Annotated in this window: 13 protein-coding genes; 10 read left to right on the forward strand and 3 right to left on the reverse strand. The window is 64.3% G+C overall.

The genetic code is table 11. From position 1 onward, the window contains the following. The first annotated feature begins 15 nt into the window (after window positions 1-15). Window positions 16-657: a KpsF/GutQ family sugar-phosphate isomerase gene (locus BLV49_RS06525; protein WP_091181630.1), complete on the forward strand. Its 642-nt coding sequence runs from the start codon at window positions 16-18 to the stop codon at window positions 655-657. Here the strand turns inward: BLV49_RS06525 and BLV49_RS06530 are convergent. Together BLV49_RS06530 and BLV49_RS06535 are read right to left on the reverse strand one after the other, a co-directional pair. Continuing rightward, the gene (locus tag BLV49_RS06530; RefSeq protein WP_091181633.1) at window positions 644-1,102 is read right to left on the reverse strand and encodes an acyl-CoA thioesterase; all 459 of its coding nucleotides are present in this window, start codon (window positions 1,100-1,102) and stop codon (window positions 644-646) included. The genes BLV49_RS06525 and BLV49_RS06530 overlap by 14 nt on opposite strands. A 36-nt stretch (window positions 1,103-1,138) precedes the next feature. Beyond that, a complete protein-coding gene (locus BLV49_RS06535; RefSeq protein ID WP_091181636.1) occupies window positions 1,139-1,876 on the reverse strand; it encodes an EI24 domain-containing protein in 738 nt (245 codons plus the stop codon). Window positions 1,877-2,038: 162 nt separating this feature from the next. Here BLV49_RS06535 and BLV49_RS06540 point away from each other — a divergent pair, with 162 nt between their 5' ends. The 3 genes from BLV49_RS06540 (at window position 2,039) to BLV49_RS06550 (ending at window position 5,499) form a co-directional block, all read left to right on the forward strand. Next, the gene (locus BLV49_RS06540; protein ID WP_091181639.1) at window positions 2,039-2,809 is read left to right on the forward strand and encodes a head GIN domain-containing protein; all 771 of its coding nucleotides are present in this window, start codon (window positions 2,039-2,041) and stop codon (window positions 2,807-2,809) included. 297 nt (window positions 2,810-3,106) lie between these two features. Then, window positions 3,107-4,216, forward strand: coding sequence for a Fic family protein (locus BLV49_RS06545; RefSeq protein WP_245723553.1), 1,110 nt, complete (start codon window positions 3,107-3,109; stop codon window positions 4,214-4,216). A 326-nt stretch (window positions 4,217-4,542) separates the two neighbouring features. After that, window positions 4,543-5,499, forward strand: a complete 957-nt coding sequence (locus BLV49_RS06550; protein WP_245723554.1) for an aldo/keto reductase — start codon at window positions 4,543-4,545, stop codon at window positions 5,497-5,499. 25 nt (window positions 5,500-5,524) lie between these two features. On the opposite strand, the gene BLV49_RS06555 is transcribed toward BLV49_RS06550, so the two are convergent. After that, window positions 5,525-6,253 (reverse strand): DUF981 family protein, encoded by a 729-nt coding sequence (locus BLV49_RS06555; RefSeq protein WP_091181643.1) that lies wholly within the window; start codon window positions 6,251-6,253, stop codon window positions 5,525-5,527. A gap of 134 nt (window positions 6,254-6,387) precedes the next feature. Here BLV49_RS06555 and BLV49_RS06560 point away from each other — a divergent pair, with 134 nt between their 5' ends. The 6 genes from BLV49_RS06560 (at window position 6,388) to BLV49_RS06585 (ending at window position 12,895) form a co-directional block, all read left to right on the forward strand. Next, on the forward strand, window positions 6,388-7,539 hold the full coding sequence (locus BLV49_RS06560; protein WP_245723555.1) for an APC family permease: 1,152 nt from the start codon (window positions 6,388-6,390) through the stop codon (window positions 7,537-7,539). A 393-nt stretch (window positions 7,540-7,932) separates the two neighbouring features. Then, window positions 7,933-8,430: an aldo/keto reductase gene (locus tag BLV49_RS06565; protein ID WP_218132600.1), complete on the forward strand. Its 498-nt coding sequence runs from the start codon at window positions 7,933-7,935 to the stop codon at window positions 8,428-8,430. 223 nt (window positions 8,431-8,653) lie between these two features. Continuing rightward, complete coding sequence (locus BLV49_RS06570) at window positions 8,654-9,979, forward strand: NAD(P)H-dependent oxidoreductase (protein ID WP_245723556.1); 1,326 nt, start codon at window positions 8,654-8,656, stop codon at window positions 9,977-9,979. 83 nt (window positions 9,980-10,062) lie between these two features. Further along, window positions 10,063-10,818, forward strand: a complete 756-nt coding sequence (locus BLV49_RS06575) for a FadR/GntR family transcriptional regulator (protein WP_091181649.1) — start codon at window positions 10,063-10,065, stop codon at window positions 10,816-10,818. Window positions 10,819-11,015: 197 nt separating this feature from the next. Continuing rightward, window positions 11,016-11,570, forward strand: a complete 555-nt coding sequence (locus BLV49_RS06580) for a TRAP transporter small permease (RefSeq protein WP_091181653.1) — start codon at window positions 11,016-11,018, stop codon at window positions 11,568-11,570. Between the two features lie 8 nt (window positions 11,571-11,578). Then, window positions 11,579-12,895 (forward strand): TRAP transporter large permease, encoded by a 1,317-nt coding sequence (locus BLV49_RS06585; RefSeq protein WP_176980748.1) that lies wholly within the window; start codon window positions 11,579-11,581, stop codon window positions 12,893-12,895. The last annotated feature ends 15 nt before the right edge of the window (window positions 12,896-12,910 follow it).

Consider the following 12,910-nt stretch of genomic DNA (forward strand, 5'->3'; position numbering starts at 1 on the left):
AGGCCCGAACGCCCCATGACTGATTCGATTCTGGATGCCGCCAAGGACGTCGTGCGAACGGAGGCCGCCGGCGTGCTCGCGGTCGCCGACCAACTCGACGCATCCTTCCTTGAAGTCGCCGACACGCTCTATGCCTGCACGGGCAAGGTCTTCGTCGTCGGCTCCGGCACCTCGGGCGCCATTGCGCGCCGGATGGCGCACTTGCTTGCCGTGTGCGGTACGCCGGCGGTCTTCATCCACCCCATGGACGCGCTGCATGGCACCATGGGGGCGTTGAGTGAGGGGGACATACTCATCTCGATATCTCGCGGCGGGGAGTCCGACGAGATCAACGAACTCTCTGTGCGCGCACAGAAGCGCGGCGTGCGGGTCATCGCTCTCACCGCGGTTCCCGGCTCGACGCTTGGCCAGCTCGCCGACATCGTCGTCGTGCTCGAAACCAATGAGGGTGGTGACCCGGGCGGGATGATCGCGATGGGCAGCACGCTCGTGACGGCCGTGTGGGGCGACGCTCTGGCGACCGTCCTCATGCGGCGCCGTCAGTACGGCTGGGACGCCGTGCTCGAGACGCACCCCGCTGGGGCGGTGGGACATACTGAAGTATTGCCGCAGAACCTCGAAGGACTCGGCGAGACGCCTTCAGCTACGGCAGGTTGATCGAGCCCGTCTGCGGATGCTCTGTCGGCATCCGATCGCGGTTGTAGGTGATCGACGAGTAGCCGTGCGGCGCGGGCCGGCCGTCATCGCCGATGTTCACGAACACGATCTTCTCGATCGTGAGGATCGTCTTGCGTGTGATCATGTTGCGCACGACGGCGCGCATCGTGAGCGACGTGCGCCCGAAGTGCGTTGCGACGAGGCCCATCTCGACCAGGTCGCCCTGCCGAGCGGACGCCTCGAAGCTGATCTCCGAGATGAACTTCGTGACGACGTGGTAGTTGCCGAGCTGCACGATCGCGTAGATCGCGGCCTCCTCGTCGATCCACTTGAGCAGGCTGCCGCCGAAGAGCGAGCCGTTCGGGTTCAGATCCTCGGGCTTGATCCACTTGCGCGTGTGGAAGTTGATCTCGTCATCGCTCAGCGGGTTCGGCTTCTTCTTCATGGCGGTTCCAGCGTATGCCGCCGAGCTGGGCCGCGGCTACGCGCGCGGGCTCTGTTCGAGCTCGCGCGCGAGCATCGTGGCGCCCGCGACAGCGGCGGGCATCACCGCGATCGCGCCGAGCGGCACGAGAAAGCACGCCTGCGTCGCGACGCCGAATCCGAGCACGCGCCAGCGGCGTGAACTCAGCAGCTGCCGGCGCGCCGCGAGCGGCAGCCCGTGCGCCTCGAACGCGCGCGAGGTCAGCTCGCGCGCCAGCAGCCGCGCCGTCAGCAGAAAGCCGAGCACGGCCGCCACCGTCGAGCCGACCACGGGAATGAGGCCGATCAGGAACATGGCGATCGCGGTCAGGATGCCGAGGGCGAGCAGCTGCAGGGCGTCGATGATGCCGCGCCAGAAGCCGCCGCCGGACTCCGCCGCGCCGGAACCGAGCTGCGCGTCGACGGCGCGAGAGATCCTCTCGTAGAACGGCTCCCCGATCGCGAGCGTGAGCGCCGTGAAGGTCACGGCGGCGAGCACGAGCGCCGCGGCGAAGACCACCACGGCGAGGGCGACGCGCAGCGCTTCGCGCCAGGCCTCGTCCCAGCCGTCCGCGAACGGCGTCGCCCACTCCACGAGCCCCGGCAGACTCAGCCCGAGCGCGACGAGCGCGCCGGCGAGCAGCACGAAGGCGATCGCGGCGGGCACAAGACCCGCCCACATGACGCCGGGCCGGGTGCGCCAGAAGGCGAACCCGCGGCCAAGGGTCCGCACGCCAGTCGCGAACTCACGCAGCATCGCCCCAGTCTATGGGTGAGTCAGGCACGCTCGCGGCTACCACCGGGGTAGCGTCCCCGGGGCGAAAGATCCCTCGCGGGTATGTGTCGGCGCCGACCGCTTCCCCAATAAGGTCTTCCACGACGGCACCGTTTCCCGCCGCACACGAAAGGCAACTCTCACATGAACCTCCGCACCACCGGCGCCGCCGCATCCGTCATTCTCTGCGCCAGCCTGCTCACCGCCTGCTCCGCGATCAACCCGGGCGCGCGCGCGACCGACGAGCGCGAGATCGGCGACGTCACCGCCGTGGAACTCGACACCTCGGGCGACCTCGTGGTCACCCTGGGCGATGAGCCCTCGCTCACCATCACCGCGGGCGACAGAATCATTGACGACCTCACGTCCGAGACCGACGGCGGCGTGCTGCGCCTCGGCCGCAAATCGTGGGGGCCAGGCACGGTCGGGCCCATCCGCTACGAACTCACCGTGCCGAAGCTCGAAGGCGTGACGATTTCGGGATCGGGCGACGTCGACGCCGACTTCTCGGGGGCGGATGCCGTCAAGCTGGCGATCCGCGGATCCGGAGACATCCACGCCACGAACATCGACGCGACCTCGCTGACGATCACGCTGGAGGGCTCCGGCGACATCACGGTCGACGGTCTAGCGGCGGATGATGTGACCGCTCATATCGAGGGTTCGGGCAACATCACCCTCTCGGGCGAGGCGACCGAGCAGTCCCTCACGATCGAGGGCGCCGGCGACTACGACGCCGAAGAACTCAAGACTGTCGACACGATCGTGCGCATCGAGGGCTCGGGTGACGTCGATGTGTTCGCGACCGGCACCCTGACCGCGAACATCGACGGCAGCGGATCCATCCGCTACTCCGGCGACCCGCGCGTCGACAAGAGCATCGATGGCGCCGGCGAGGTCGTGCCGGCGGGGTGACCGGTGGTCTGCAGCTGGCGCCTGCGAAAGGCGTTCCCTCTCGGTTGGGGTGGCGGAGCTGCGACAGGTCGCAGTTCCATCGCTAGCCTGAAGTTGTGAGTTCGGGTGCTCGTGCGCCGAATCCCCGAGTAGCGCACGAGACTCTCGTGTTTAGGAGCAATAAACCTTACTGCGCGTGCCACAATAAGCATTGTGGACACTGAAGCAGAAAGGTCCGGCGCCAGATGGCCCTCTCACGCCGCAGAGACCCTGCCATGGCGTCAACGGGTGCGTGGAGGTACGCGCGAGGACCGGATGATGACCTCTGTCGACGCATCCATCCCGCCCTTGATCGCACGGCTCGACTTCATCCCATCGGCGAGGACGATCGTTGCCGCCGAGGATGCACTGCTTGCCGTCGCACAAGCCGATACAGACGCAGAAGGGCACTCGGCGGCTCTTAGTCGGTTCATGATGCGGACGGAGTCCGTGGCGTCATCGAAGATCGAGCGGATTACGGCCGACGCGTCTGACTACGCGAAGGCGCTGGTTGGCAACCGGTCGAATTCATCAGCAACGAGCATGGTCGCCGCAAGTGCAGCGCTGCATAGCCTCGTTACCGGAGTTGGTGATCGCGGCGCGTTCGCACTCGACGATCTGATCGCGGCCCACCACGCGCTGATGAAGAACGACGCGCATGAAGCTGACTACGCGGGTCGAATGCGGGACATTCAAAACTGGATAGGTGGCAGCGATCATTCCCCACGCGAAGCGCTCCACGTGCCGCCTGCACCTGAGCGAGTGACGACACTCATGGAGGACCTGATTGATTACCTCAACCGGGACGACGTCCCCGTAATGGTGCAGGCCGCGATCGGGCACGCGCAGTTCGAGTCAATCCACCCCTTCACGGATGGCAACGGCAGAATTGGACGTGCGCTTGTGTCCGCGGTGCTTCGGCGTCGCGGCGTCACACGTAATGCGGTAGTTCCTCTTGCTAGTGGTCTGCTGGCCAAGCGCGAAGACTACTTCGCAGCTCTTGGCAGGTACCGCCAGGGGCACCCATCGACACTCATTGATCTCTTCTCGCAATCAGCGCGTGCCGCTGCGGTCTGCTCGCGAAGCTCCATTGCTCGTATCAAGGCGCTGCCTGAAGAATGGGCAGCGGAGTTGCGCCCGCGAGCCGGGTCCTCCGTTGCCGCTCTGATCCCCGCTTTTTACGATCACCCCGTAATGACTGCGACCGAGATCGAAAAGCACTCGGGGTCGTCCGAGCAGCAGGCCTATAAGGCCGTCAACAAGCTTGCGGCGGCGGGCTTCATTCAGGAGGTCACAGGGCGCAAGCGCGACCGTGTGTGGGTGGCATCAGAGCTGCTGGCTGAACTCGATGAGCTCGATCGGCGCATCCGGAATGCGATGGATGACTGAATTTGCATGAGATCAGATGTTTATCTGAGCTCAACCATCGCGGACTGTTGTGGGCCTGCAACCGGTGAGTGATTGCTGCTCAAAGCGAGTGCTGCAGCTGTCCCCGGCGATGGGCTCGATGCCGAGCGCAGGTTTTCCCTTTGCTCAACTGGAGCCGCCACGGTGACCCGTCCACGATCGCCGGTGTCATCGCGTTTCTCGCGTCTGACGACGCGTCGTATCTCACGGGCACGATGATCGAAATCAACGGCGGCAGCCACATTCGCCACAATAGAGGGAGTACTGCCACCGCGACCTGGCGGCAGGCTCCAATGAAAGGTGAATGCATGACCGCCGATCTCTCCCTACCCCGCGTCGTCCTCGGGACGATGACCTTCGGCGACACTGTCGATGACGAGGGGTCGGCGAAGATCCTCGGCGCTGCGCTCGACGCCGGCGTGCGCTGGATCGACACCGCGAACAGCTACTCCGACGGCCGGTCGGAGGAGATCCTCGGGAACCTGCTCGGTTCTCGCGACGACATTGTTCTCGCGACAAAGGTCGGGCAGCCGCAGTCCGAGGTCGGCGACGCTTCTCTCTTGGCACCAGAGCGCATGCGCACCGCCGTCGAGGGCAGCCTGCGTCGCCTGGGTCGCGAGCGCATCGACATCGTCTACCTGCACAAGCCCGACCGCAGCACGCCGATCGAAGACACGCTCTCGATGGCGGCGACACTCGTCGACGAAGGCAAGGTCGGCGAGTTCGGGGTCTCCAACTTCTCCGCCTGGCAGATCTGCCAGATCCAGCAGGTCGCGGCGCAGGTTGGCCTCCCGGCACCGCGCCTGTCGCAGCAGATGTACAACCTGGTCGCGCGCCGCCTCGACGAGGAGTACGCCGAGTTCGCGACGACCTCCGGACTCGAAACGGTCATCTACAACCCGCTTGCGGGCGGCCTCCTCACCGGCCGATACCGATTCGAATCGGATGCCACGGTCGGTCGCTTCGCCACGGCGCGCGGCGCCAAGGAGTACCGTGACCGCTACTGGCACGAGGACCTGTTCGAAGCAGTCGAGAAGCTCCATGGCATCGCTGATCAGGCCGGTCTCGGCCTGCCGGAGCTTGCTATGCGCTGGTGCGTAAGCCGGACGGTGGTCGATGCCGTGCTGCTCGGCGGCAGCAGCGAGAAGCACCTCCACGGCAACCTCACCGCAATCGAGGAGGGGCCGCTGCCCGACGACATCCTCGCGGCGTGCGACGAGGTTGCCGCCGAGCTTCGCGGCCCGATGCCCGCGTACAATCGCTGAGCGTCGTCAGCGGGCCACCCCGTCATCAACCCATCGTGTGGATGATCAGCCCGATGTGGGTGAAGAAATTGAGCGCGCCAAAAAGAAGGAACGCGATTCCCGCAAGCCCCCACACGATCCCGACGATGCGCTGCAGGATCGAGGGCGCCTTCGCGCGGACGCTGAATCCCGCGAGCGAGAATGGGAAGAGAACGGCGCCGATTCCGACGAGGCCGAAGAGCCCCGACATGAAGATCGCCTCGACCCACGGGTAGGCGGAGAAGGCACCGGAGATCGGCTCTTCCGGCGGGGCGGCAAATAACTGAAAGGTGATCCCGGCGAACGTGATCGCGATCAGGCACAAGCCGAGACCCCCGACGGTGAAGGCAAGGGGGCGAGCTGTCGCAGCGAGAGCGTCGGCGGCATCCGGTTCCGCCGAGATCATGCGCCCGCGCTTCCAGAGGTAGAACGCGCCGGCGAGCAACAGCACTCCAAAGGCGAGGCTTGTTTCGCCGAAGATGATGTTGTCGAAGGGGAAGTATTTCGCAAACGGCCAAGTCAGGGTCATGTGCAGGCCCGTGGCCGTGAGAACGACGCCGGGAACGGCGAACGCGAGAGCCCACGGTTCGAACTTCTCGATCGCTCCGCGATGCAGGTCGCGTCCGAACCAGACGAGGGTGAGAAGTCCCGCGCCGGCCATGACCGACATGATTGTGTTGTAGGTGGGCATCTGAGTCCAGTCGATCACCAGACCCTCGGTGTGCACAGCGATCATGCAATCTCCTTCTCGTGGGCGTGGAAGTGGCTGGTTCGCCGACGAACCCCTCCTGTCTATCGAAGTCGGATACCGCGGGCAAGGGGTGGGGATTCGTTGACGACGGGCGCGGCGCGCACGGCAGAATGTCTGACATGTCAAAGCGCGCAGACATCTCGCTGACGGGATCGGTCTCTCTCGGTACCGGTGTGATGATCGGCGCGGGAATCTTCGCGCTCGTGGGCCAAGTCGCCGAGTTCGCGGGGAACTGGTTTCCGCTCGCCTTTCTCCTCGGCGCGGTCATCGCCGCGATCAGCTCGTATTCCTATATCCGCTATTCCAGCGTCAACCCGTCCTCGGGCGGCATTGCGATGCTGCTGAAGGACGCGTACGGGCCAGGAGTGATCGCCGGGTCGTTCTCGTTGTTCATGTACGTGTCGATGGTAGTCGCCGAGAGCCTTCTGGCGCGCACGTTCGGCACCTACCTGCTGCGCCCCTTCGATCTGCAGGACTCCGCCGTGCTCGTGCCGCTGCTTGGCGTTGTCGCGATCGTCATCGCTGCAACAGTGAACCTGGTCGGGAACACGCTCGTGGAACGCTCAGCGACCGCGACAGCCGTGCTCAAGATCATTGGCATCGCGGCTCTCGCGATCGGCGGCCTCATCGGTGCAGCCGTATCGGGCGACGGATTCTTCGCGAAGTCGTCCGGAGAATCGGCCGGTATCACGGGGCTGCTCGCCGGTGCGACCCTCAGCGTCTTGGCGTACAAGGGCTTCACGACGGTCACGAACCAAGGTGACGACCTGCGCGACCCGAAGAAGAACATCGCACGCTCGATCGTGATCTCGCTGCTAATTTGCACCGTGCTGTACCTGCTCATCACCGTTGCTGTGGAATCCAGCATCGGAGCAGAGGGCGCGGTCAAAGCGCGCGATTACGCACTCGCTCAGGCCGCTGAACCTCTCTTCGGCTCGACGGGAGTCGGAATCACGGTCGCCGTCGCCGTTGTTGCGACGGTGTCGGGGCTCCTCGCGAGCCTCTATTCGGTGTCACGCCTCTACGCGATGCTGCAAGGCATGCGACAGGCGCCTTCGCTGCCTCAGAAGGTGAGCCATCAGCCGATGATCATCACGGCGGGGCTCGCGATCCTGGCCACGGTGTTCCTCGATCTCAGCCAGATCGCATCGATGGGTGCATTCCTCTACCTGACGATGGACATCGCCGTGCAATGGGGCATCATCCGACACCTCCGCTCGAAGATCGGGGGCGGACGTGGCTCCCCCTGTTCACGATCCTGCTCGACATAGCCATTCTGATCCCCTTCACCGTTGCGAAAGTGCGGAACGACCTGCTCACGGTTATCGTCGCAGCATGCGTCGCCCTGGCGATTGTGGTCACGCAAGTCCTCGCAGTGCGTGCGCGGGCACACGACGAGTAGACGCAAGTACGGGCCGCACCGTCGCGTTCGCGCACTTGTGTCCACCGGCCAAAATGCCGGGGAGCACTAGAGTGAATGCCGTAATCTCTAACGCGCGCTTGGCGCTCTCCGGGTCGGATTCTGTTCGAAGAGAGCCGAGCTCGAAGAGTGATTCTTCGCCAAGGTACTCGCCGTTCCCCGACACGATACGCAACTGCTCTGCGCAAACGCTGACGTAGTCGCGATCCGAGGTCGGCGCTCGTCCCTCTTCGCTCCCGCGCATATGCGCACTGCCATCGAGGGCCGCCGCCTCGCCTCGGATGCGAGCGCGTCGACATCGTCTACCTGCTCGTCGGCTGGACGAGGAGTACGCGGAATTCGCGGCAACCTCCGGACTCGCAACCGTCATCTACAACCCGCTCGCCGCGGCCTCCTGACCGGCCGATACCGGTTCGAATCGGACGCCACGCCCGGGCGTATCGCCGCGGCGCGCGGTGCCAAGGAGTACCGTGACCGCTACTGGCACGAGGACCTGTTCGAAGCGGTCGAGAAGCTTCATGGCATAGCGGATGCCGCCGGGCTGGGCCTGCCGGAGCTTGCGTTGCGCTGGTGCGTGAGCCGCCCGGTCGTCGATGCCGTGCTGCTGGGCGGAAGCAGCGAGAAGCACCTCCGCAGCAACCTCGCCGCGATCCAGGCAGGACCGCTTCCCGAGGATGTCCTCGCCGCATGCGACGAGGTGGGGGCTGATCTCCGCGGGCCGATGCCCGCTTACAACCGGTAGAGGCCAGCCTCCCTCGAGGACTTCTGCATTAGCGCGCCGATTCAGTCGGCTCTGCTTCCTTTGGCGTGCCTGCTCTTCTCGGCGAGCGACGCGGCTTGACAACCGCGGACAACTCCATCATTATGAACATCTGATGGTCAGACCAACATGCCATCCTTAAGTTCAAGGCCACAAGGGAGTCGCGCAAATGAATCTCTACTCGATGTTGCAACGGCGAAAGGCAATGGAAGGACCGATCCGCGTCGGTGTCATCGGCGCCGGCAAGTTCTCGTCCATGTTCCTCACGCAAGCCGTGCACAGCGACGGATTCCACGTCGTCGCCGTAGCCGACATCAACGTGCCGAAGGCTAAGGCGGCGCTCGACCGCACGGGCTGGCCCACAGAGAGATTTGCGGCCTCCAGCTTCGATGAGGCGCTTCGCACGGGCGGCACCTATGTCCTGGAGAGCGCGGACGAGCTCATCGAACGGCCCGAGATTGAAGTCGTGCTTGAAATCACCGGCAACCCGATCTTCGGCACCTATCACGCGATCAAGGCGATCGACAGCGGCAAGCACGTGATCATGGTCAACGTCGAAGCCGACTGCATGGTCGGGCCTATTCTCCAGCGTCGCGCACAGCAGGCCGGCGTCGTGTATTCGATGGCCTACGGCGACCAGCCGGCGCTCATTTGCGAACTCGTCGATTGGTGCCGCACGGTCGGATTCGACGTCGTTGCCGCGGGCAAGGGCACGAAGTACTTGCCGGAGTACAACTACTCGACCCCCGACACCGTGTGGAACTACTACGGGTTCACCGACGAACAACTCGCTTCGGGAGACTACAACCCGAAGATGTTCAACTCCTTCCTTGACGGGACTAAGTCAGCCATCGAGATGGCTGCCGTCGCGAACGGCACAGGGCTCCTGCCGCAGGATGAGGGGCTGCTCTTCCCTGCCGCAAGCAAGGACGACCTCCCGACCGTGTTCCGCGAGAGCAGCCTGAGCGGTGGCAGTCTCACACGCCGCGGCACGGTGGAGATTGCTTCGAGCATGTACCGGGACGGCACGGAGGTGCCGGACAACCTGCGGTGGGGCGTCTACGTCACCTTCGAGGCGAAGACCGACTACGCAGTGCAGTGCTTTGCCGAGTACGGCGTGCACACGGACGCGACGGGTCGCTATGGCTCTCTCTATCGGCCGTACCACATGATCGGACTCGAGCTCGGGGTCAGTATCGCGAACGCCGTCCTCCGCGGTGAGGCGACGGGATCGCCGACCGGCTTCCGCGGAGATGTGACGACGACGGCGAAGAAGGACCTCCGTGCGGGGGAGGTGCTTGACGGAGAGGGCGGATACACCGTCTTCGGCAAACTCGCCCCGGCGCACATCTCTCTCGAGCACAACGCGCTTCCGCTGGGGCTCGCCCACGGCATGAAGCTCAAGCGAGATGTCCCGAAGGACCGGATGGTCTCTTGGGACGACGTTGAGCCCGACGAGTCGCTCCTCGCCGTCCGGGTCCGGCGCGAGCTCGAGAACGAGTTCCGCAGCGAGTCACTCGCGGCGGTTTGATGGTCTGACCCGTGGCGTCATGAAAACTAGACTGCTCATCAGAAGAAGAGCGCTGGCCGGCGCCAAGAACGTGGAGAGCGACGATGTCGGAAGCGTACTCGTGGGAGCCCGTGCAACGGGTCCGCACCTACGAGCAAGTGATGGCTCAGATCGAGGAGCGCATCCTCGACGGGCGACTGAAGGCCGGGGACCATCTTCCGAGCGAACGGGAACTCGCCGCATCGCTCGGTGTGAGCAGGCCTTCGCTGCGCGAGAGCCTTCGAGTGCTCGAAGCCCTGGGCATCGTCGACATTCGTCGCGGCGGCGAGGGCGGGGCGGTGCTCGTCGGCACCCCGGGCCCGGGGTTCGTCAATCTCCTCAAGCTTCAGATTGCGCTCGGTCACTTCAGCCAAACGGACGTCTTGCAGACGCGTGTCGCGATGGAGCAGTGGTCATGTGCTGAGGCCGCGCAGCAGTCGACGGGGGAGGACCACGCCGTACTCGCCGGCATCCTCGAGGAAATGGACACCCCTGGCATCGACGTGCGGGACTTCAACCGCCTGGACACGGCATTTCACGTGGCGATCGCCGAGTCCACAGGCAACGCGCTCACGGCGCACTTCATGGGGTCGTTGCGAACCGCGATCAATCGCCAGATGATCGACGCGTACGAGCGCCTCGAAGACTGGCGCGAGACCGCGAAGACCGTCATGGCCGAGCATCGCGAGATCCTCGGCGCAATTGAAAAACACCAAATAGACGATGCGGTCCGACTTGTACGGCACCACATCACAAGCTTCTATCAGCTCGGCGCTGCCAACGAGTCGGTTCAGCGCGCCGGCTCAATGCCATCGAGCTGAGGCGCCGACTAGAGCCAGCGATTTCAGCCCGAAACTCTCGGGACTGACGCTGGCCTCGAACGTGGCGCAAATGTGATCTTTGGGCGCACGCAGCGCCTTGACTTGATACTCATAGCGTTCTACTGTCAACAGTACGACAGTTAGCCTCGCCCGCTAGGGCTACGACCGACCCGACTACCTCGCAAGGGAGCGAATTTATGCCAAGACCGATCGAAAGGATCCTCTCGGCGCTCGACACGATCGTCCAATGGCTGTGCGTCCTGGCGCTCGCCGCCGTGACGTTCGCGGTGAGCTGGCAAGTGATCACGCGCTACGTCACGCGCGATTCCGCCTCATGGACACTCGAGGTCGCGGCCCTCGCCTTTGTCTGGCTGTCGATGATGGCGATCGCCCTTGGTGTCCGCCAGGGCCGGCACATGGTTCTCGACATCTGGGAGTACGTGCCCGAGCGGCGCTGGCTGCGCATCACGATCACGACCGTTTCAAGCGCGTTGGTTCTGGCAACGCTTGTCGCTCTCACGTGGTTCGGTGTCGAAGCATTGCCGAGCGCGATGCGCCGCAACATGCCGGGCATCGATCTTCCGTTCGGGCTCGTGTCTCTCGCGGTGCCGGTCGGAAGCGCGATCGCCGCAATCTTCACGATCGAGGCGTGGTGGAGGCTTGTTCGAAATCCCGATCCAGATGCCGACCCGCTGCCATCTGCAGTGCTGTTCCAGTCCGGTGAAGACACGATGGTGAAGGGCGAAATCTGATGGGTCCCATGCTGCTTGGCAACTTTGGCCTCGGGATGCTGCTGCGAGTGCCGATCGGCTTCGCACTCGCTCTCGCCTCCCTCGTCACCCTGTGGATACTCACGGACACTCCGCTCACGATCGGCGCGCAGCGCATCGTGGCCGGCATCACCCCGTTCCCCCTGCTCGCCATTCCGCTGTTCATCCTGGCTGGCGGCATCATGAACGCGGGCGGCATCACCAAGCGCCTTCTGAACCTCGCGGACGCGATCGTCGGCGGGATGCGCGGTGGCCTGGCGCAGACGAACGTGCTCTCCGCCCTCTTCTTCGGCGGAATCTCCGGCTCCGCTGTCGCTGACATCTCGAGCCTCGGCCGCATCCTGATCCCGGCGATGAAAGCACGTGACTACAAGGCCGCATACTCGGCCGCCGTCACGGCAGCCGCGCCGATCGTGGCGCCGATCATGCCCCCCTCGATCACGATGATCGTGTACGGCGTGGTTTCCGGGACCTCGATCGGGCAGCTCTTCTTCGCCGGCATCATCCCCGCGATCCTCTACATCGCGATGCTCATGGTCGCGGTCCACCTCACCGTCCGCAAGCGCGGATTCACGGATGAGCTGCAGGCAAACACCACGAACCTCAAGCTCATCGGCAAGACGCCGAAGGAGGACCGGCCCCCGTTCTGGAAGTCGCTCTGGGGCGCACTGCCGGCGCTGCTTCTTCCGCTGCTGATTCTGGGCGGCATCCGCTTCGGCTGGTTCACCGCAACTGAGGCCGCAGCCGTCGCCGTTCTCTACGCCCTTGTCGTGGGCATCTTCGTCTACCGCGAGCTGACCATCAAGAAGATCATCTCCTCGCTGGCGGAATCTTCTCTCATGGTCGGGCTGATCATGCTCGTGCTCGCAGCAGCGCAGCTCTACTCGTGGGCGCTGACCTCGGGCCGCGTCCCGCAGATGGCGGCAGATGCGATCTTCAACTTCAGCGACAACCTCGTCGTGCTGCTGATCCTTGTCAACATCCTGCTTCTGATCGCCGGCATGTTCATCGAGGCGAATGCGGCGTTGATCATCATCACCCCGATCCTCTACCCGGTCTTGACAGAACTCGGTGTCGATCCCGTGCACCTCGGCATCATCATCGTCGTCAACCTCGGTATCGGGCTCATCACTCCTCCGGTGGGAATCGCCCTCATGCTCTCGTCTGAGATCGCGAAGGTGAAGTTCATCACGGCAATCCGCTCGTCGTGGCCATTCCTGCTGACGGGGCTCATCTACATGATTCTCATCACCTACATCCCGCAGATCTCGCTGTGGTTGCCATCCGTGCTGATGGTCGGCGAGTGACGCACCATTCTGTCC

The organism is Paramicrobacterium humi, assembly GCF_900105715.1.
GTDB lineage: Bacteria > Actinomycetota > Actinomycetes > Actinomycetales > Microbacteriaceae > Paramicrobacterium > Paramicrobacterium humi.